At 74.6% G+C, this 18,944-nt stretch carries 16 protein-coding genes; 9 read left to right on the top strand and 7 right to left on the bottom strand.

Annotation, left to right across the window (positions count from 1 at the left end; translation table 11 throughout):
- Positions 1-257 precede the first annotated feature (257 nt).
- The 3 genes from ACFPCY_RS01465 to ACFPCY_RS01455 all read left to right on the top strand — a co-directional run bounded on the left by ACFPCY_RS01465 (position 258) and on the right by ACFPCY_RS01455 (position 3,536).
- Positions 258-1,541: a glycosyltransferase family 4 protein gene (locus ACFPCY_RS01465; RefSeq protein ID WP_378251702.1), complete on the top strand. Its 1,284-nt coding sequence runs from the start codon at positions 258-260 to the stop codon at positions 1,539-1,541.
- A gap of 101 nt (positions 1,542-1,642) precedes the next feature.
- On the top strand, positions 1,643-2,410 hold the full coding sequence (locus tag ACFPCY_RS01460) for a class I SAM-dependent methyltransferase (RefSeq protein ID WP_378252552.1): 768 nt from the start codon (positions 1,643-1,645) through the stop codon (positions 2,408-2,410).
- Entirely contained in the window at positions 2,400-3,536 is a 1,137-nt protein-coding gene (locus ACFPCY_RS01455; protein WP_378251701.1) for a prenyltransferase, read from the top strand. The genes ACFPCY_RS01460 and ACFPCY_RS01455 overlap by 11 nt, the downstream gene beginning before the upstream one ends.
- A gap of 495 nt (positions 3,537-4,031) precedes the next feature.
- Here ACFPCY_RS01455 and ACFPCY_RS01450 read toward each other — a convergent pair whose 3' ends face one another.
- Positions 4,032-4,664: a class I SAM-dependent methyltransferase gene (locus ACFPCY_RS01450; protein ID WP_378252550.1), complete on the bottom strand. Its 633-nt coding sequence runs from the start codon at positions 4,662-4,664 to the stop codon at positions 4,032-4,034.
- A gap of 276 nt (positions 4,665-4,940) precedes the next feature.
- Between ACFPCY_RS01450 and ACFPCY_RS01445 the strand changes: the two genes are divergently transcribed.
- The 4 genes from ACFPCY_RS01445 to ACFPCY_RS01430 all read left to right on the top strand — a co-directional run bounded on the left by ACFPCY_RS01445 (position 4,941) and on the right by ACFPCY_RS01430 (position 9,207).
- On the top strand, positions 4,941-5,132 hold the full coding sequence (locus ACFPCY_RS01445; protein WP_378251700.1) for a ferredoxin: 192 nt from the start codon (positions 4,941-4,943) through the stop codon (positions 5,130-5,132).
- Between the two features lie 160 nt (positions 5,133-5,292).
- Positions 5,293-6,381, top strand: a complete 1,089-nt coding sequence (locus ACFPCY_RS01440) for a Zn-dependent alcohol dehydrogenase (RefSeq protein ID WP_378251699.1) — start codon at positions 5,293-5,295, stop codon at positions 6,379-6,381.
- Positions 6,382-6,712: 331 nt separating this feature from the next.
- Positions 6,713-8,815: an endonuclease/exonuclease/phosphatase gene (locus ACFPCY_RS01435; protein WP_378251698.1), complete on the top strand. Its 2,103-nt coding sequence runs from the start codon at positions 6,713-6,715 to the stop codon at positions 8,813-8,815.
- A gap of 206 nt (positions 8,816-9,021) precedes the next feature.
- Complete coding sequence (locus tag ACFPCY_RS01430) at positions 9,022-9,207, top strand: hypothetical protein (RefSeq protein ID WP_378251697.1); 186 nt, start codon at positions 9,022-9,024, stop codon at positions 9,205-9,207.
- Positions 9,208-9,524: 317 nt separating this feature from the next.
- On the opposite strand, the gene ACFPCY_RS01425 is transcribed toward ACFPCY_RS01430, so the two are convergent.
- Positions 9,525-10,199: a DUF1707 SHOCT-like domain-containing protein gene (locus ACFPCY_RS01425; protein WP_378251696.1), complete on the bottom strand. Its 675-nt coding sequence runs from the start codon at positions 10,197-10,199 to the stop codon at positions 9,525-9,527.
- Positions 10,200-10,381: 182 nt separating this feature from the next.
- Between ACFPCY_RS01425 and ACFPCY_RS01420 the strand changes: the two genes are divergently transcribed.
- Positions 10,382-10,978 (top strand): Uma2 family endonuclease, encoded by a 597-nt coding sequence (locus ACFPCY_RS01420; RefSeq protein ID WP_378251695.1) that lies wholly within the window; start codon positions 10,382-10,384, stop codon positions 10,976-10,978.
- 13 nt (positions 10,979-10,991) lie between these two features.
- Here ACFPCY_RS01420 and ACFPCY_RS01415 read toward each other — a convergent pair whose 3' ends face one another.
- Positions 10,992-12,941: a GTP-binding protein gene (locus tag ACFPCY_RS01415; RefSeq protein ID WP_378251694.1), complete on the bottom strand. Its 1,950-nt coding sequence runs from the start codon at positions 12,939-12,941 to the stop codon at positions 10,992-10,994.
- Between the two features lie 513 nt (positions 12,942-13,454).
- Between ACFPCY_RS01415 and ACFPCY_RS01410 the strand changes: the two genes are divergently transcribed.
- Complete coding sequence (locus tag ACFPCY_RS01410) at positions 13,455-14,159, top strand: cupin domain-containing protein (protein ID WP_378251693.1); 705 nt, start codon at positions 13,455-13,457, stop codon at positions 14,157-14,159.
- A 90-nt stretch (positions 14,160-14,249) separates the two neighbouring features.
- Here ACFPCY_RS01410 and ACFPCY_RS01405 read toward each other — a convergent pair whose 3' ends face one another.
- The 4 genes from ACFPCY_RS01405 to ACFPCY_RS01390 all read right to left on the bottom strand — a co-directional run bounded on the left by ACFPCY_RS01405 (position 14,250) and on the right by ACFPCY_RS01390 (position 18,937).
- Positions 14,250-14,858 carry a GTP-binding protein gene (locus tag ACFPCY_RS01405; protein WP_378251692.1) on the bottom strand — a complete coding sequence of 203 codons (609 nt, stop codon included), beginning with the start codon at positions 14,856-14,858 and terminating at the stop codon, positions 14,250-14,252.
- Positions 14,839-15,198 (bottom strand): DUF742 domain-containing protein, encoded by a 360-nt coding sequence (locus ACFPCY_RS01400; RefSeq protein WP_378252549.1) that lies wholly within the window; start codon positions 15,196-15,198, stop codon positions 14,839-14,841. Before ACFPCY_RS01400 ends, ACFPCY_RS01405 begins: the two co-directional genes overlap by 20 nt.
- A 179-nt stretch (positions 15,199-15,377) precedes the next feature.
- Positions 15,378-15,818 (bottom strand): roadblock/LC7 domain-containing protein, encoded by a 441-nt coding sequence (locus ACFPCY_RS01395; RefSeq protein ID WP_378251691.1) that lies wholly within the window; start codon positions 15,816-15,818, stop codon positions 15,378-15,380.
- Positions 15,815-18,937 (bottom strand): sensor histidine kinase, encoded by a 3,123-nt coding sequence (locus ACFPCY_RS01390; RefSeq protein ID WP_378251690.1) that lies wholly within the window; start codon positions 18,935-18,937, stop codon positions 15,815-15,817. Before ACFPCY_RS01390 ends, ACFPCY_RS01395 begins: the two co-directional genes overlap by 4 nt.
- Positions 18,938-18,944: the final 7 nt, after the last annotated feature.

The following is an 18,944-nucleotide window of genomic DNA, read 5'->3' as shown; positions in this document are numbered from 1 at the left end:
GGGAGTCGTGGGGCTGGTGGGAGGGACGCGCGCGGCGGGTGCGGAGGGAGCCGCGCGCAACCCGCTCCCGCCTGGAACTTCATGTGCTTTTCGAAACACTTTTGGACGCGATGCCCAGTATTGAACTCTCCGGTAACGTGCGGAGGCTAAGGTCTAGTTTCAACGGTCTGGTTTGACGAGGCGTTCGCGATGCCGGTGCGGCCGACGGTCCCGGCGTCCATCCGACGGACAGGAGTGACGCGTGGGCTGGGGCGGTCGTGACTGAGGCGGGGTCCGGGGCCGATGAGCGGCCGCTGCGCGTGGCGCTGCTGTCGTACCGGAGCAAGCCGCACTGCGGCGGCCAGGGCGTCTACCTCCGGCATCTGAGCCGGGAGCTGGTGGACCTCGGGCACTCGGTGGAGATCCTGTCCGGGCAGCCCTATCCGGAGCTGGACCGCGACGAGATCGTGCTGACGAAGGTGCCGAGCCTGGACCTGTACCGGGACGAGGACCCGTTCCGCACGCCGAAGCGCGAGGAGTTCCGGGACTGGGTCGACGTCCTGGAGTTCGCGCACATGCGCACCGGCGGGTTCCCCGAGCCGCTGACCTTCAGCATCCGCGTGCTGCGCGAGCTGAGGAGGCGGCGGCGCGACTTCGACGTCGCGCACGACAACCAGGTGCTCGGCGTCGGCAACCTCGGCATCTCCCGGCTGGGGCTGCCGCTGGTGACGAGCATCCACCACCCGATCAGCGTGGACCGGCAGATCGAGCTGGACGCCGCCCAGGACTGGAAGGCCAAGCTCGGCAAGCGCCGCTGGTACGGGTTCGTGGCGATGCAGGCGCAGGTCGCGCGGCGGATCGGCACGGTGCTCACGGTGTCGGAGTCGTCCAAGATCGACATCGTCCGGGACTTCAAGGTCGACCCGCGCGACATCGAGATCCTGCCGCTCGGCGTGGACACCTCGGTGTTCCACCCGCGCGGCGAGCGCGTGCCCGGCCGGATCGTCGCGATGGCCAGCGCGGACGCCCCGATCAAGGGCGTGGACGTGCTGCTGCGCGCGGTCGCCAAGGTCGCCACCGAGCGGGACGTGCACGTCGTCGTCGTGTCCCGCCCGAAGGAGGGCGGCCCGACCGAGAAGCTCGTGAAGGAGCTCGCGCTCGGCGACCGGGTGCGGTTCGTCTCCGGGATCAGCGACGACGAGCTCGGCGAGCTGCTGGCGTCCGCCGAGGTCGCGGTCGTGCCGTCCCGGTACGAGGGCTTCTCGCTGCCCGCGGTGGAGCACATGGCGTCCGGCACGCCGCTGGTCGCCAGCCGCGCGGGCGCGCTGCCCGAAGTGGTCGGCGACGCCGGGATCCTCGTCGAGCCCGGTGATGTTGAGGAACTCGCAGCCGTCCTGCGCCGCCTGCACGACTCCCCCGAGGAGCGGGCGAGGTGGAGCGAGGCGGGACTCGCGCGGGTCCGCGAGCGGTTCGCGTGGCGGGCGGTGGCGCAGGCCACCGTGGGCCACTACCGCGAGGCGATCACCCAGCGCGAGTACCTGCGGAAAGCCGCGCGGAAGTAGCGGCGGCCCCGAGCGGCGGCGGCGCCCCACGCGGGCCGCCGCGCGGGTACGGATGCGGGACCGGCCCCCGGGGAGGTCCCCAGTACGGAAGGAGCACGACCCTGCTGACCGTGGATTTCCAGCGGTTCCGCGTCACCCCCGGAGAGCGCGTCCTCGACATGGGGTGCGGCGCCGGACGGCATGCCTTCGAGCTGTACCGCAGGGGTGCGCACGTCGTGGCCTTCGACCTCGACGCCGAGGAGCTCGCGGGCGTCGAGAAGATGTTCGGCGCGATGCGGCTGGAGGGCGAGGTCCCCGAGGACGCGTCCGCCGAGACCGTCCAGGGCGACGCGCTGACGATGCCGTTCCCGGACGACCACTTCGACAAGATCGTCGCGTCCGAGGTGCTGGAGCACATCCCCGACGACATGCGGGCGATGCGCGAGCTGCTGCGCGTGCTGAAGCCCGGCGGGCAGCTCGCGGTGACCGTGCCGTCCTGGCTGCCCGAGCGGCTGTGCTGGGCGCTGTCGGAGGACTACCACACCGCCCCCGGCGGGCACGTGCGCATCTACACGCGCGCGGAGCTGGAGGCGAAGCTGAAGTCCACCGGCTTCCGGGTGGACGGCCACCACCACGCGCACGGACTGCACTCGCCGTACTGGTGGATCAAGTGCGCGGTCGGCGTGAACAACGACGGCAACCCGCTCGCCAAGGCGTACCACCAGGTGCTGGTCTGGGACATCATGAAGCGTCCGCTCGCCACCCGGCTGGCGGAGAAGGCGCTGAACCCGGTGATCGGCAAGAGCGTCGTGGTGTACGTGACCAAGCCCGCGCGGCCGTCCGCGCCGTCCGGCCGTCCGGCGGACAGGGAGCCGGCGGATGCGCTCTGAGGTCGCGCCGCCGTCCGTCGCCGGCGTCGTGACCTCGGCCGACATCGTCGCGACCGCCGAGAGCATCGCCCGCCAGCAGGAGCCGTCCGGGGCGATCCCCTGGTTCGCCCCGCTGGACGGCGTGCCCGGCCACGTGGACGCCTGGAACCACGTCGAGGCCGCGATGGCGCTGACCGTCGCGGGCCTCGGCGAGCACGCCCGGCGCGCGTACGCGTGGCTGGCGTCCGTGCAGCGCCCGGACGGCTCGTGGCCCGCGAAGTGGGTGCTCGGCGAGGTCACCGAGCCGGGCGGCGAGTCCAACCACGCCGCCTACGTCGCGGTCGGCGTCTGGCACGAGCTGCTCGTCACCGGGGACGAGGTGTTCGCCCGCGAGATGTGGCCGGTGGTGCGCCGCGCCGTCGACTTCACGCTCGGGCTGCGCACCCGGCGCGGCGAGATCATGTGGATCCGGCACGAGGACGGCTCGGTCGCCGGCGAGGCGCTGCTGACCGGCTGCTCGTCGATCTACCAGTCGCTGCGCTGCGCGGTCGCGCTCGCCGAGCGGCTCGGCGAGCCGCAGCCGGAGTGGGAGCTCGCCGCCGACCAGCTCGGCCACGTCGTCGCCGCCCATCCGGAGGCGTTCGCCGACAAGTCCCGCTGGTCGATGGACTGGTACTACCCCGTCCTCGCGGGCCCGGTGCGCGGCGAGGCCGCCGCGGCGCGGCTCGCCTCGCAGTGGGACGCCTTCGTCGTGGACGGCCTGGGCTGCCGCTGCGTCTCCGACCAGCCGTGGGTCACGGCCGCCGAGTCCTGCGAGCTGGTCATGGCCCTGGACGCCGCGGGCGACCGCGACCGCGCGCTGGAGCTGTTCGCGACCGTCCAGCACCTGCGGCACGAGGACGGCTCGTACTGGACGGGCTGGCAGTTCGAGAACCGGCGGCACTTCCCCGGCGACCGCTCCACCTACACGGCGGCGGCCGTGATCCTCGCCGCCGACGTGCTGGCCGACGCCTCACCCGGCGCGCGCCTGTTCAAGGAGATCGCGGGCCGTCCGCTGGGGCCGTCCGCGCCGTCCGACCCGGCGGCGTGCGGCTGCGCGGTCGGGGTGCCGCGGCAGCTCGCCAACCCCGTCCGGACCCGGCGCTGACCGCACCCGGCTCCCGCTAGAACCCGTTACAGAGAAGGCTCCCGCGCGATCGCGCGGGAGCCTTCTTCAGATGCGCCGCCGCCGGCCGGCGCGAGAGCGCCCCGCCGCGCCAGGAGCGCCCCGCCGCGCCTAAAGCGCCCAGTGCGCCAGAAGCGCCCGGTGTGCCAGAAGCGCCCGGTGTGCGCCGGGAGCGCCTCGTATGCGCCAGCAGCGTCCGGTGTGGCCGGAAGCGCCCCGGTGCGACCAGGAGCGCCAGGTACGGCCAGCAGCGCCACGGTGCGGCCGGGAGCCTTCTTTGGAGGCGGCGGCACCGGCCGGGGCGGGAGCGCCCGGTGCGCCTGGAGCGCGCGGTGTGCGCCAGGGGCGCCCGGTGCGGCTGGGAGCCGCCCGGGCGCGGCCTGGTGAGCCTTTGCGGCTCGGCGAGGTCGGGGAACGCTCGGAGGCCGGTGGGAGCGTTCAGACGCCGTCAGGGGCGGTCGGGTGCGCTCAGGACGGTCAGGGGCGGCGTTCCAGGATGCGCAGGGATCCGACGACGCGGCGCTCCTCGAAGTCGCCGGACTCGATCGCGCGCAGGTAGACGTGGTAGGGGGCCTGGCCGCCGTCCGCCGGATCGGGGAAGACGTCGTGGATCGCGAGCGCGCCGCCCGGGGCGACGTGGTGCGCCCAGTCGCTGTAGTCGGCCTGCGCGAGGTCCTCGGCGTGGCCGCCGTCGATGAACAGCAGCGCGAGCGGGGTGCGCCAGAACCGCGCGACGGTCCTGGACGTCCCGACGACGGCGACGACGACGTCCTCCAGGTCGGCGGCGGCGATCGTCTTGCGGAAGCTCGGCAGGGTGTCCATGCGGCCGGTGCAGGGGTCGACCAGGGACGGGTCGTGGTACTCCCAGCCCGCCTGGTTCTCCTCCGAGCCGTGGTGGTGGTCCACGGTGACGACCGTGGAACCGGTTCGCCCGGCGGCGGCGCCGAAGTAGACGGCCGACTTCCCGCAGTAGGAGCCGATCTCCAGCAGCGGGGCGTCCGCGCCGAACTTCGAGCCGTAGACGAAGGCGGTCTCGTACAGGGCGCGGCCCTCGTCGTCCGGCATGAAGCCCTTGGCCGCGCGGGCGATCCGCAGCAGGTGGGCGGGCATGTCCGGGACGTCGGCCGGTTGCGGCGGCCGGGGCTGCGCCGACGGGTCGGCATGGGCTGTGGTCGTCCCCGCGGGGGTGGACGCCGTCGTGTCGCTCATTGATCTCCTCCGCCGCGCACTTTATCCGGTCGGCCGAGGTCTTGTGACACCAGACTGAAACGTGTTCTACTTTCTGCGTGGGCGAGCGCGGCGGGCCGCCGACCCATGGCCCCCGCCGAACCGCGATCGGTATGTTGGGCCCTCCGCGCGCTCACCGGCAAGTGAACGGAGAAGGCGATGAGAGTGAAAGTCGACCCGCTGGTGTGTGAGGCCAACGCCGTCTGCGTCGGCATCGCCGAGGAGGTCTTCGATCTCACCGACGACGACGAGCTGGTCATCCTCCAGGAGGAGGTTCCGGCGGCGCTCCAGGACAAGGTCCGGCACGCGGTGCGGTCCTGCCCGAAGGCGGCGCTGAGCCTGGAGGAGTAGGGACGCCGAGCCGAAGCCAGAGGCCCGCGGCCCGGCCGTCCCGTCGCACGCCGTCCGTTCTCGCACGCCGATCCTTTCTCGAACGCCACATCCAACCCACCCCATCGGGACGCCGCGCCCGCGCACGGGCCGGCGTCCGTCCTCACTGTGGAGGCGTCTCATGGCACGTGCCGCGGTACTGCACGCGGTCGGCGACAAGGAACTGGACCTGCGCGACGACGTGACGACCGTCGATCCGGGTCCCGACCAGGTGAAGATCCGCATCAGGGCGACCGGGGTCTGCCACTCGGACCTGTCCACGATGTCCGGCGTGCTCCCGTCGGTCCCGCCCGCGGTGATCGGCCACGAGGGCGCGGGCGTGGTCGAGGCGGTCGGCGACCACGTGACGAACGTCCAGGTGGGCGATCACGTGGTCGTCAACTGGACGCCGGACTGCGGGGTCTGCCCCGAGTGCCTGCGCGGCGAGCCCTACCTGTGCATGGGCTTCATCGGGCAGGCGTTCTCCGAGCCGCGGTTCAGGCTCGGCGACGGCACCCCGGCGTTCGGCATGGCGGGCGCGGGCACCTGGGCCGAGGAGCTGGTGATGCCGAGCCAGGGCGTCATCAAGATCGCCGAGGACGTCCCGTTCGAGTACGCCGCGCTGCTCGGCTGCGGCATCCCGACCGGCGTCGGCGCGGCGTTCAACACCGCGAAGGTGCGGCCGGGCTCGAAGATCGCGGTGGTCGGCGCGGGCGGCGTCGGGCTGTCGGTCATCCAGGGCGCCCGGATCTGCGGCGCCTCGACGATCCTCGCGGTCGACCCGAACGAGGCCAAGCACCCGGCCGCCAAGCAGTTCGGCGCGACGCACACCGCCACCCTGGAGAAGCTGGAGGAGACCAAGGGCCTGCTCACCCTCGGCCAGGGCTTCGACCAGGTCTTCGAGGTGGTCGGGAAGTCCGCCGCGATCACCACGGCGTGGAACCTCACCCGGCGCGGCGGCGACGTGATCGTGGTCGGCGCGGGCGCGGCCGACGACAACTGGGAGATGTCGGCGTTCTCGCTGCTGTTCGAGGGCAAGAACGTCAAGGCGTCGCTCTACGGCGGCAGCGACCTCAAGCGCGACGTGCCGCTGTTCGTGGACCTGTGGCGGGCCGGGAAGCTCGACCTGGACGGCCTGATCAGCCGCCGGATCCGGTTCGAGGACCTGAACGACGCCGTCCGCGCCCTGGAGCAGGGCGACGTCATTCGGCAGGTCGTCCTGTTCGACTGAGCCGTCCGGCAGGTTGCGCTGTTCGACCGAGCCGTCCGGCAGGTTGCGCTGTTCGACCGAGTCATCCGGAAGGTCACGATCCGGCGGGTCGCGCTGCGCGAGCGGCCCGCCCGCTATCGTGCGAGACGCACGCTTCGACCGGTTCCTGCCCGGCGGGGCGTGCGTCCGCGTGCGCGGGGTGTTTCGCCGGTCGAGGGGCGTTTTACGGACGGGCCGGAATCGTCCGGGAACTTGAAGTCCGCTGAGAGTTCCGCGCGACGGCTACCGTGCCGCTCGGACGGCGTGCCATGCTGGCACGGTCGGTCGGAGGGGAACCCGTGTGGAGCGATGATTGACCAGGTCAGCGCCTATCGGACGGGCCGCGGCGAGCCTCGCCGGGGCCGTGCTCGCGGTACCGCTCGCCGCCGCGCCCGCCGGCGCGGTCGCACTCGCCGGCGCGGTCGCGCCCGCTGATCCCGGCGGCGCGCCGGTGAGCGCGCGCGTCCGGGACGTGCAGGGCGCGGGGCACGTCTCCCCGCTCAACGGACGCGACGTCACCGGCGTCGGCGGCGTCGCCACGGCCGTCACCGACGGCGGCTTCTGGATGCAGGACCCGGCCCCCGCCGGAACCGGCACCGGCTCTTCCGGGATCTTCGTCTTCACCCGTACCCGGCCGCAGGTCCGTCCGGGCGACGCGGTGCGCGTGAGCGGGCGGGTCAGCGAGTTCCGGCCCGGCGGGTCCGGGTCGTCCAACCTGAGCCGCACCGAGATCGACGCGACCGAGACCGTCGTGTCCTCGCACGACCAGCCGCTTCCGCCGCCGGTCGTGCTCGGCGGGCCGAAGGGGCGCAGGGCCCCGGCGTCCTTCCCGGCCGTCCCGCGCGACGCGGAGACGGACCGGACGTTCGACCCGAAGTCCGACCCGCTCGCGTTCTACTCCTCGCTGGAGGGGATGCGCGTCCGCGTCGAGAACGCCGTCGTCGTCGGCCCGACGCGGGACGGCGCGCTGCCCGTCCTGCCCGCGGGCGGCGCGGGCACGAGCGGCGCGGGCACGAGCGGCGCGGGCACGAGCGGCCCGGGCACGAGCGGCGCGGGCACCAGCGGCGCGGGCACCAGCGGCGCGGGCGCGGACGGCGCGGGCAACAGCGGCGCGGGCGCGGGCGACCGGACGCGGCGCGGCGGATCGCTCGCGGGCCCCGGCGGGCTGCCCGACCCGGCGCGGATCGTCCTGAGCGACGCGCTCGCGCCGCTGCCGTCCGCCGACGTGGGCGACCGCCTGCCCGGCCCGGTGGACGGCGTCCTCGACTACACCGCGGCCGGGTTCGTCCTGCTGCCCACCGCCACGCCGGCGCGCGCGAACGGCGGCCTGAAGCCGCAGGCCGCGCCCCCGGCCGGGCAGGACGAGCTGTCGGTCGGCACGCTCAACCTGGAGGGCATCAGCCCGGACACGCCGTCCGACCGGATCGGCCAGCTCGCCGACGACCTGGTGCACGGCCTGGCCTCGCCCGACCTCGTCACGGTGACCGGCGTCGAGGACAACTCCGGCGCGGCCGACGACGGCACGGTCGCCGCCGACCAGACCGTCTCGGAGCTGATCACCGCGATCAGCGCGGCGGGCGGACCGGCCTACGAGTGGCGCTCGGTCGCCCCGCACGACAACGCCGACGGCGGCGAGCGCGGCGGGAACGGACGCATCGGCTTCCTGTTCCGGTCCGACCGCGGGCTGGCGTTCGCGGACCGTCCGTCCGGATCGTCCGATCTGGGCGCGCCCGGCGTCCCGGACCTGGCCGTCGCGCCGACGCACGTCCAGCCGGACGGCCGGGGCGGCGCGCGGCTCACCCTCAGCCCCGGCCGCGTCGCGCCGTCCGACCCCGCGTGGGCCGAGACCCGCAAGCCGCTCGCGGGCGAGCTGACCTGGCGCGGACGGCGGATCGTCGTCGTCGCGAACCACTGGTACGGGCGGACGTCCGCCGACCCGATCGCCTACGGCCGCCGCCAGCCGCTCGACCGGCCGAGCGAGGCGCGGCGCGAGGCGCAGGCGAAGGTCGTCGCCGACTTCGTCCGGACGGTCCGCCGCGCCGCGCCCGACGCCGACGTGATCGTCACCGGCAACCTCGGCACCGGCGACGGCTCGCCCGCGCTGCGCGCCCTCACCGCCCCGGACGTCGGCCTGCGCGACCTGTCGTCCGAGCTGGCCCCGCGCGACCGGTACACCGCCGACTCCGGCGGCGCCGCCGAGGACCTGGACCACATCCTGCTCAGCCCCGCCCTCGCCAAGCGCCCGCACCGGTACCAGATCGTCCACCGCGCGTCGGAGTTCGCCGACCGCGCCGGCGACCACGACCCGTCGCTCGTGCGCATCACCCTCGCGCCGCCCGCGAAACCGGCGTCCGACCCGGTCGCCCAGCCGGGCGGTCCCGCCGAGCGTCCGGACGCCCCGCTCCCCGCGCCCTGACCCCGCGCCCCCGATTCCGCGCCCTGGCTCCGCGCCCCGATTCCCGCCGTCCCCTGACGTACGGTCGGTGTCCTGGTCGGGATTTGGCCGGGGCCGAAACTCGTCCGGGGGCCGGACACCCAATCCGGTCGCCGTTTCGCGGCCGACCGGCCGGGGCAGCCGTGAGGCGACGGCGTCCGCCGTCACCACGGAAGGAGGCCGCCGCGATGGCGTACCGAATCCGGCCCCACATCGGACTGCTGGGGGCGCTCTACCTGGTGGTCGGGGTGTTCGTGGCCTGGAACCGGGGCTACCTGACCAGCGACCTGCTGCGCCGCGTCGCGAGCGCGCTGCTGGCGATCCTGCTCTGGTTCCTGGTGCTGCTCGGCGCGGACCTGCACATCCACGGCTGACGTCGGGCGATGTGACGGGAGGGCCAGAGTTCCCTCCCCGCTCCGGCCACTATCCCCACCGCGACGAGGAGGGTACGTTCCGAGACATGACGAGTGGTGGATGCAGTTGCGGACACGGTGGCGGTTGCTCCTGCCCGAAGGGTTGCTCCTGCGGCTGCAACGGCTGACCGAGACCCCCGACCGACCGACCGATGCCCGCCGTCCGCGCCCGGACGGCGGGCTTCTTCACGCCAACCGTCAGGCGTGCCACCCGTCAGGCATGGCGCCTGCCAGGCATGGCGCCTGCCAGGCGCGCCGTCCGCCGGTGGTGCCGTCCGTCAGGCGTGGCCGTGGTGGCCGTGGTGGCCGTACCGGTGGAAGGACGGCAGGCGGCGCGGCTCGGGCTCGCGCTGCTGGTCGGTGATGTCGATGGCGCCCTTGTAGGCGAGTCCCTTGAGGCGGATCAGCGGCGCGTCCGGCGTGGGATCGGCGTGCACCTCGGCCGAGACGCCCAGCCCGCCCGCGTCCACCCGGACGCCCTTCGGGACGATGACCGTCACGTTCGACTTGTAGGCGAGCACGCGCAGCACCGTCTCCGCCGACTCGAACTCGGCGTTGCGCAGGTCGATGAGCGCGGTGCCCTTGTAGACGACGGACGTGTGGCTCTCGGGCAGCCGCCAGCGCCCGCCGCGCCGGATGCCGCTCTTGTAGGCGAGCTGGAACCGCCCGCCGAAACCGCTCTTGCCGGACGTCCCGACGGGCGCGGCGTGCGCCGTCCCCGGGTCCGGCAGGTCGGCGGACAGGCTCGTGAGGTCGGCCATCGTGCGCGCGGCCAGGGCCCGCTCGATGCGCTCGTCCAGTTCGGGCTCGGTCAGCCTGCCTTCGGCGAACGCGCTGTGCAGCCGGACGAGGGCCCGGTCCCGGTCCCGGTCGGACGCCCGCATCCCGCCCGCGGACGCGACGGCGGTGCCGTCGTCCGCGCGGGCGGCCGTGTTCGACGGCTCGACGCTCATGGGAGGCTCCTTCCAAATCGCGATGTATCTTAACTCAAATTTCCTCGACTTTCGAGAGGTTCGTCCGGCCGCGTCTCCCCGGACCGATGGGAACGGTCCACTACGCTCGGCGAGATGATGATCACTCGTCCCCGGCGCCGGCTCCGCCGCCGGCCGCGGACCCGGCACCGGCCCGGGCGGTCATGACCGCGGGCGCGGGCCATCCGCACGGCCCCTACACGCTCTACGACCTGGAGGAGCTGCCCGAGGAGGGCCGCCGCCACGAGCTCGCCGACGGCTGGCTGCACGAGCTGCCCGGCGACCTGTGGCACGACAACGCGGCCGAGCAGCTCCGCAGGATCCTCAAGGAGGCGGCGCGGCAGGCCAACGCGGACGTGCACGTGGCGGGCGCGCCGCAGGAGGTGGCGACCTCGGCGGGCATCCGCCGCCCGGACGCGTTCGTCGTGGACCGCGACGTCGCCCGGCTCGCGCTGGAGCGCCGCACGCGCACCTACTACGGCCCCGACCTGCTGCTCGTCGCCGAGATCGTCACGCCGCGCACGGCCAGCGAGCGCACCGACCGCGTCCGGAAGGTCGCCGAGTACGCCGCCACCGGCATCGCGCATTACTGGATCGTGGACCTGGAGCCGCGTCCCTCGGTGACCGTCCTGCATCTGGACGGCGCGCCGGACCGTCCCGCCTACCGGGCGCGCCGCCGCGCCCGCGCGGGCGAGGAGGTCCGGCTGGAGCTGCCGTTCCCCGTCGAGTTCGATCCGGCGCGCCTCTCCGAGATGGAATGACGCGTCCTCGCGGTCAGAGGGCGCGGAGGTAGGCGTCGCGGTCGCGCGGGTCGGGGCCGGTGCGCGGACGCGCCGGAGGACGCCCGGGAACCGGCCGGTCGCCGGACGGGCGCGGCCACCACACGCCGTCCCCGCCGGTCAGGCCCGGCAGCTCCCGCTCGAACGCGGCGATCCGGCGGGTCGGCAGCTCGCCCTCGACGCGCCAGCCCTCCGGGTCGGGCTTGGTGTCGTGGACGTCGGCGCCGAGCGCCGCGAGCCGCGCGGTCACGGCGCTCAGCGCGTCCTCCGGGATCTCCGCCTCGAACCGGCTGTACGGCTCGTACACGCGCGTCCCGGCCTGCGCGAGCGCCCGCATGAGGACCATCGGCGTGAGCCCGCGGAAGTCGGCGGCCGTGCTGACCGGCCCGCCGAATCCCGACGCCGTCAGCGTCACCGCGCAGTCGGTCACCGGCCAGCCGTGCAGCCCCTGCCGCAGGGTCAGGTGGACGGTCTCCACGATCGCCCGGTCGAACGCGGCGGGCAGCGCGCCGAGTTCGGTCTCGCGCCGGAACACCACGCCCGAACCGGGCGGCCCCGGCTCGACGCGGAGCCCGATGGTCGCCCAGAAGTCCGGACGCCGCCAGCGCCAGTCCATGTCCTCCACCGCCTCGCCCACCCCGGCGGGACGCTCCAGATGGACGATCCGGCTCTCCTCGAACGCCGCCTCCACGCCGAACGTCTCGCGCAGCGTCGCGCCGATGACCTCCCTCTGGACCTCTCCGTAAAGCCGCAGGGAGGTCGTCCCGTCCGGCAGCGGCGAGACGTCGATCAGCGGGTCTTCTTCGGCGAGCCGGAGCAGCGCCGCTCGCAGGCGCGACGCGTCCGCGCCGTCGTGCGCGCGCACGATCGTCTCCAACGTCGGACGCCCGAACTCCGGTTCGATGTCGTCGGTCGCGGCCGTGCCTTCGGCCGTCGTGACGATGTCCCCGACGCGTGCCTCGGCCAACCCGCGCACGCGCACGATGTCGCCCGGCCCGGCGCAGCGTTCGGTGCCACGGCCGACGCGGAGGCCGGTGACGCGCGCTCCCCGGTCCGGCACGCTGGGACTGCGCAGGATCACCTTGTCGCGCGGACGGAGTTCACCCTCGAAGAGCCGCAGCAAGGCGGTCTTCTCGCCGGTCGCGCTCCGCTCCAGGGCGAAGACCGTCCCGCGCGGCGGAGCGGACGCGTCTCCCCGCGCGGACGGCAGGTACGCGGCGATCGCGTCCAGCAGATCGCGCGTGCCCTCGCCGTTGAGGGCCGACCCGAACACGAGCGGCGTCGCCCGCGCGGCGGCGGTCTGGGCGCGCAGCGCGGCGCGGACGCGGCCGGGACCTGGCACGCGACCGTCCACCAGGTCGGCGAGCAGGGCGTCGTCGTGCTCGGCGAGGACCTCCGCGACCGCCTCGCGGAATTCCGGGTCGGCGAAGTCGCGGGGCGCCGTCCGGACGTCCCGCGTGCCGACGCCGCGCACGGAGTTCAGCGCGATCGCGCCGGGGAACAGGCGGCGGCGGACGGCCGCCAGGAGCTCGGCGTCGCGCGCGCCCGTCCGGTCGATCTTGTTGGCGAACAGCAGCGTCGGCACGTTCCGGCGGCGCAGCGTGCGGGCCAGCACGCGGGTCCGCGCCTGGACGCCCTCCACGGCCGACAGCACCAGCACGGCGGCGTCCAGCACGCCGAGGGCGCGCTCGACCTCGGCGGTGAAGTCGGTGTGGCCGGGCGTGTCGACCAGGTTGACGGTCAGCCCGCCGAGCGCGAACGACGCGACGGCCGAGCGGATCGTGATGCCGCGGCGCCGCTCCAGGTCACCGGTGTCGGTGTGGGTGTCGCCGCCGTCCACGCTGCCGAGCCGGCGGATCGCCCCGGCGTCGAAGAGGAGTCGTTCAGTGAGGCTGGTCTTCCCCGCGTCCACGTGCGCGAGCACGCCGAGATTCAGGGTGGTCATGGGTGGTCAGGTCCTTGGGAACGCTCGTCCGGATACGGCTCTGAGAGATCACCTGGACCTGGCGCATTCGGGACCGTTCCCCCCACTCGGCTGCCTGACCGTCCCACGATGCCCGCGCCGCGCGCGGAGGGCAACCGGTTTTCCGGCGCGTCCGGATTCCAGCCTGTGGATTCCGGGCCGTGGATTCCGAGCCGTAGATTCCGGGGTGGGAGTTCCGAGAGGGGAGTTCCGAGGGTGGCCTGGCCGGTGGACGGCCGCGCCGAATCCCCTGAGGCGCGGCCGTCCACCCGGCGCAAGTCCGCACGATCCCGCCGCGACCGGACGGCCCCCGTGCGGCCTCCCCCGAGCCCGCAGTCGTCCCGGCGCGGTCCTCGACCGTGCGTCCCACACTCTGCCCGCCCGCGATCAACATCCGATCAACGCACGTCACACCGCACGTTGATCGACCCGCGCGCGCCGCCCGTCCCGGTGGGGCGCGGCTCGGCGGAAGGCGGGGGGCTACAGTCGTCTCCCGTGGTGCTGCTGACGACGCTCGACGCGTGGAACGGCCGTTCCGGGGACAGGTTCGTCCTGGACGAGAACGGCGCGGTGTGGGGACCCGACGTGCCGGACGGCGCCGACCCCGCCGACCTGCTCGCACTCGCCGACGGCGCGTTCGCGGGCGGCGGCCAGGTGGTCGCGGTCGACCTCGACACCGCGCCCGGCCCGCCGCGCGGCCTGGTGGACGCCTCGTCCGCCCGGCGCGTCCGGTACCTGCGGCGCGGCCCGGACGGACGGCACTCCGCGCTGCTCGACCGGCCCGCGACGGCCGAGGCGCTCGACCTGCTCCCGCACCCCGAGGGCGGCTGGTACCGCGAGACCTGGCGGACGTCCCCGTCCTTCACCCCGGACGGCTACCCCGGCCCGCGCAGCAGCGCGACCGGCATCTACTTCCTGCTGCCGCCCGGCGAGGAGTCCATGTGGCACGCCGTCCGCTCGGACGAGTTGTGGCTGTGGCACTCCGGCGGACCGCTCGACCTGGTCCTCGGCGGCGACGGCGACGCCCCGTCCGGCACGCCGGAGACGGTCGTGGTCGGCCCGGACGTCACCGGCGGCCAGGTGCCGCAGGCGCTCGTCCCGGCGGGCCACTGGCAGGCCGCGCGCCCGTCCGGCGACCGCGAGGTCCTGGTCAGCTGCGTCGTCTCCCCCGGCTTCGACTTCGCCGACTTCCGCGCCTGACCTCCTGCGCCCGCCCCGCCGGCGAGGGGGTTTCGGGCATGCGTCCACCACCCCGCGCGCCGGGGTGCGCGCGGGGCCGGGACGGCGCGCTCAGCGGGTGAGCGCGCCCGGGTCGCGGCGGACCATCGACCGCATGATGTGCTCGACCAGGGTGATGAGCACCTGCTTGGCCGACTCGCGGTCGCGCACGTCGCAGTTGATCACCGGGATGTCGGCCGGCAGGTCCAGCGCGTCCCGGACCTGGTCGGGGGTGTGCAGGCCGGAGCCGTCGAACTGGTTCACGCCGATGATGAACGGCAGCCCGCGCCGCTCGAAGTAGTCCACCGACGGGAAGCAGTCGGCGAGCCGGCGGGTGTCCACCAGCACGACCGCGCCGAGCGCGCCCTTGGCGAGCTCGTCCCACATGAACCAGAACCGGTCCTGGCCGGGCGTGCCGAACACGAACAGGACCAGGCCGTTCGGCAGCGTGATGCGGCCGAAGTCCATCGCCACCGTCGTGGTCGTCTTGCCCGCCACGGCCGAGGTGTCGTCGATCCCGATGCTGCGTTCGGTCAGCGCCTCCTCGGTGCGCAGCGGCCGGATCTCGCTGACCGCGCTCACCAGGGTGGTCTTGCCGACACCGAAGCCCCCGGCGACGAGGATCTTGACGGTCAGCGCCGAATCGCCCTGTGGGGAAGGATCAGAGCGCACGGATTCCATCAATCACTTCCTTGAGTACGCGCTCGCCGGGGAACTGGGCCACCGGTGCGGGGCGGCGGACCCGGACCAGCGAGCGGTCGAGCAGGTCGCCGAGCAGCACCCGGACGACCCCGAGGGGGAGTTCCAGGTCCGACGCTATCTCGACGACCGACAACGGAGTGCGGCAAAGCGACAAGATCATCTCATGTTCCGGGTCGAGCGCGTCGCCGCGCCCGCCGGTCCGAAGGCCCCTGACCTGCTCGGACTCACCCGGTTCCGGGACGGTCTCGATGAGCGCGACCATGTCCAGGTCGTGCCCGTCGTACTGGGTGCGGCCACCGGTCAGCGCGTAGGGGCGCACGACCGGCCCGGCCGCCTCGTCGAACCAGCCGTGGCCGCCCTGGGGCGGCGCGGCCGGGGCGGGCGTCCCGCCGGGGCCGGGGCCGGACGGGTCGGCGAGGCGCTCCCCCGCGTCCGCGAACGCGTCGCCCCCGGTCCCGTCCACGCCGGGCTCGGGCGGCTGCTCGGGCGGCGCCATGGCTAGGCGCCGCCCTGCTGTCCGGCCGAGACGGCCGAGCGCGGGTCGGCCGACAGGTGCTGCCCCACCCGGGTGACCAGCATGGCCATCTCGTAGGCGATCACGCCGAGGTCGGCGCCGGCGTCCGCGAGCACGGCCAGGCACGCGCCGTGCCCGGCCGCCGAGATGATCAGGAAGGAGTTCTCCATCTCGACGATGGTCTGCCGGACGGCTCCGCCGCCGAAGGTCTCCCCGGCGCCGCGGGCGAGGCTCTGGAAGCTCGCCGCGACCGCCGACATGTGCTCGGACTCCTCCCGGCTGAGCCCGCTGGACGACGCCATCCGCAGGCCGTCGCTGGACAGCACCACCGCGTTCTGCACCTGCGGGACGCGCTGCACCAGGTTGTCGAGCAGCCAGTTCAGCTCGCCTGCCGCCGCACCACCGGCCTGTTGGGCTTGTGTCATGGACGTTGATCCTCCTGGTCGGACGGAGTGGTCGGTTCCGGGGAACCTGCGGGAGCGGCGGGTGTGTGCGCCGCGTCGCCTCCCGCGGCGGGTGTGCGCGCCGCGTCGGGCCCCGCGGTGCGGGTCGTGGGCGGCTCCGGCGCGTCCTGTCCGGCGCCAGCGCCGCGTGTTTCCGAGGGGACGGCCGAGCCGGAGTCCCGCTCGTCCGAGCGATCCGCGCCTTCGCCCGAGCGCCCCACGGACGCCGCCTCGGCGGACCGGGACGACTCCGCGGACCGAGACAACTCCGCGAGTCGAGACGGCTCGGCGGGCCGAGACGACTCCGCGGTGCGGGACGACCCGGCAGGTCGGGACGACTCCGCGGGGCGGGACGGCTCGGCAGGTCGAGGCGACTCCGCGAGTCGAGACGACTCCACGGTGCGGGACGGGTCGGCGGGTCGGGACGGGTCGGCGGGTCGGGACGGGTCGGCGGGGGCCGGGGACTCGCCTTCGGCGGATTCCGCGCGGCCTCGCTGCCAGCCCGCCTGCATCGCCGAGAGCATCGAGCGCAGGGACTCGGGCGAGCGCTCGCCGTCCGCCGGGCCGGTGGGCACGGGGGCGGCGAAGGGGCCGCTCGTGGTCGAGGCGCGGACGTCGGACTGGATCGGTAGCGGGCCGGTCGTCGCGGCGTCCAGGTCGCCGGGGGCGACGTGGGGCTCGGCCGGGTAGCCGCCGTCCGGCGCGTCCGGACGGGGCTGGGCGGCGGGGCGTCCCCGGGCGGCGAGGCGGGCGTCCACGCGGTCCCGCAGCTGCGGGGCGAGGTGCGTCTGCCGCTTGCGGCGGGGCAGCCCGCCGGGTCCGGTGTCCGGCTCGGCACCGCCGGACGGCGCGTCGCCCGTGAGGGTGGCGTCCACGGCCGTCCGCTTCGGATCACCCGCAAGGCCGTCCGCGCCGGCGAGACCGTTCGCGCCGGTCACACCGTTCGAGCCGGTCAGCGACCGGCCCGGACGGACCGACGCGGTCGGGTCGGGGCTCTTGCGGCGGCGGCGCGGCAGGCCGTCCGGGCCGACGGGGATCTCCGGCCCGTTCTCGGGCGGCGAGCCGGCGGCCGGGGCGCCGTCCGGGGCGCCGTCCGCGGCCGGCTCGGAGACCAGCCGGACGACGGCCGGGGCCGTGGCCAGCGAGCGGCCGCCGCCCGCGCCCTCCGACAGCGGCGCGGGGGTCATCGAGCCGGTCGGACGGCGCGCGATCGCGACCGGTTCCGGGTTGTCGACGAGCAGCGCGTCCGGCAGCAGCGCGATCGCGGTCGTCCCGCCGTACGGGGACTGCCGCAGCGTGACCTTGACGTCGTGCCGGGCGGCGAGCCGGCCGACGATCGCCAGGCCGAGCCGGGCGCTGTCGGCGGGGTCGAAGTCGGGCGGGTCGGCGAGCCGGGCGTTGGCGTCGGCGAGCGCCGCCTCGTCCATGCCGAGGCCGCGGTCCTCGACCTCGACGGCCAGGCCGTGCCCGACGCGGTGGCCGGTGACCAGCACGGGCGCGCCGGGCGGGGAGAACGCGGTGGCGTTCTCCACGATCTCGGCGAGCAGGTGCACCACGTCGGTGACGGCGGAGCCGACGACCGAGACGCGGGGCAGCGGCTGCACCCGGACGCGCGGGTAGTCCTCCACCTCGGCGACGGCGCCGCGCACCACGTCCACGAGCGGGACGGGGTTGCGCCAGCCGCGCCCGGCGTGCTTGCCGGCGAGGATGACCAGGCCCTCGGCGTGCCGCCGCATGCGGGTGGCGAGGTGGTCGAGCTTGAACAGGTCGGCCAGCTCGGCCGGGTCCTCGGTGCGCCGCTCCAGGGTGTCGAGCAGGCCGAGCTGGCGGTGCAGCAGGGCCTGGTTGCGGCGGGCGAGGTTGACGAACACCTCGTTGACGCCGCGCCGCGCGGCGAGCTCGCCCGCCGCCGCGGTGAGGACGGCGTCGCGGGTCCGCACGAACGCGTGGGAGATGCGCCGGATCTCGCGGATGCTGTAGTCCCGGTTCTCCTCGCCGCCGATCACCTCGGCGGGGTCGAACGCCTCGCCGCGCCGGGCGGCCTCGGCGAGCACCGGCAGCCGGTCCCGGGCGAAGTCGCCCACCTGGGACGCCAGCCGGCGGCACTCCTCGACCAGCCGCCGCGCGACCCGCCAGGCGATCAGCGAGGAGAGCACGACCGCGACCAGGCCGAGGCCGCCGGCGACGCCGAGGCGCAGGAACACGCCCATGCCGACGCCGCGCGCGTCCCGGACGATGTGGTCGAGCACCTGGTTCTCGAACTTGTACAGCCGGTCCCGCATGATCTCCGACGCGGAGCGCCAGGCGTCGTCGTCGACCGGCGGGAGGCGGTGCAGCCGCTTCTCCGCCGGCGCGATGTTCTGGACGACGTCGTCCTCCATCTCGCGCAGCTGCGACATCACCGGCGACTGCTCGATCTGGGCCCACTCCAGGCGGTCCTCGGTCTTGAGCATGGGCGCGGTGTCGGCGTACAGGGTGCGCTGCGCGCCGCTCAGCCGGGCGAACTCGCCGCGCTCGGCGACGGTGACCCGGCCGGCGGCGAGGGCCCCGGCGAGCAGGGCGTCCTCGCGGGAGAGGTACTCGTGGGCGCGGGCGAGGGAGGTCAGGGTGCGGGCGTCCACGGCGAGGCTGCCGTTGCCGCTCGGGGTCCCGTTGTTGTAGATCCCGAAGCCCGCGTCGATGATCTCGCTGAAGTCGGTGAGTGCGCCGGCGCGCTGGAGGTTGCCGGAGTCGACCGAGCGCCGGATCGCGGGCAGCGTCTGGGTCTTGGCGACCAGCCCGTCGATGGCGCGCAGCGCCTGCGTGCCGACGCTGCCGCGCAGCCCCTTGTCGCGGGCGCCGGCCCGGACGGCGGCGGCGGCCTCGTCGGTGTGGTCGCGCTGGGCGGCCAGGTCCACCTGGTCGCGCGCGCCGCGGGAGCCGATGTAGACCTGGGTGAGGCGGCGCTCCTTCTGGAGTTCCACGATCAGCCGCTGCGTGGGCAGCAGCGACCGGTCCTGGAACTTGCCCCCTTGCAGCAGGCTGTTGGCATTGCCGAACAGGACCGTCGTGACGAACGCCCAGAGGGCGATCAGCGACACGAGCGGCACCAGGGCCAGCACGGCGATC

It is taken from the genome of Actinomadura gamaensis (assembly GCF_042652125.1).
GTDB classification, from domain to species: Bacteria; Actinomycetota; Actinomycetes; order Streptosporangiales; family Streptosporangiaceae; genus Spirillospora; species Spirillospora gamaensis.
Note: the sequence above shows the minus strand (reverse complement) of the source record. Positions and strands in the feature narration are given on the sequence as shown.

What these genes read in the sequence shown, in the direction of transcription:
- ACFPCY_RS01430 (WP_378251697.1), top strand. Translation starts at nt 9,022, where the DNA reads ATGGCGTACCGAATCCGGCCCCACATCGGACTGCTGGGGGCGCTCTAC.
- ACFPCY_RS01395 (WP_378251691.1), bottom strand. Translation starts at nt 15,818, where the DNA reads ATGACACAAGCCCAACAGGCCGGTGGTGCGGCGGCAGGCGAGCTGAAC.
- ACFPCY_RS01425 (WP_378251696.1), bottom strand. Translation starts at nt 10,199, where the DNA reads ATGAGCGTCGAGCCGTCGAACACGGCCGCCCGCGCGGACGACGGCACC.
- ACFPCY_RS01405 (WP_378251692.1), bottom strand. Translation starts at nt 14,858, where the DNA reads ATGGAATCCGTGCGCTCTGATCCTTCCCCACAGGGCGATTCGGCGCTG.
- ACFPCY_RS01415 (WP_378251694.1), bottom strand. Translation starts at nt 12,941, where the DNA reads ATGACCACCCTGAATCTCGGCGTGCTCGCGCACGTGGACGCGGGGAAG.
- ACFPCY_RS01420 (WP_378251695.1), top strand. Translation starts at nt 10,382, where the DNA reads ATGACCGCGGGCGCGGGCCATCCGCACGGCCCCTACACGCTCTACGAC.
- ACFPCY_RS01445 (WP_378251700.1), top strand. Translation starts at nt 4,941, where the DNA reads ATGAGAGTGAAAGTCGACCCGCTGGTGTGTGAGGCCAACGCCGTCTGC.
- ACFPCY_RS01455 (WP_378251701.1), top strand. Translation starts at nt 2,400, where the DNA reads ATGCGCTCTGAGGTCGCGCCGCCGTCCGTCGCCGGCGTCGTGACCTCG.
- ACFPCY_RS01440 (WP_378251699.1), top strand. Translation starts at nt 5,293, where the DNA reads ATGGCACGTGCCGCGGTACTGCACGCGGTCGGCGACAAGGAACTGGAC.
- ACFPCY_RS01450 (WP_378252550.1), bottom strand. Translation starts at nt 4,664, where the DNA reads ATGCCCGCCCACCTGCTGCGGATCGCCCGCGCGGCCAAGGGCTTCATG.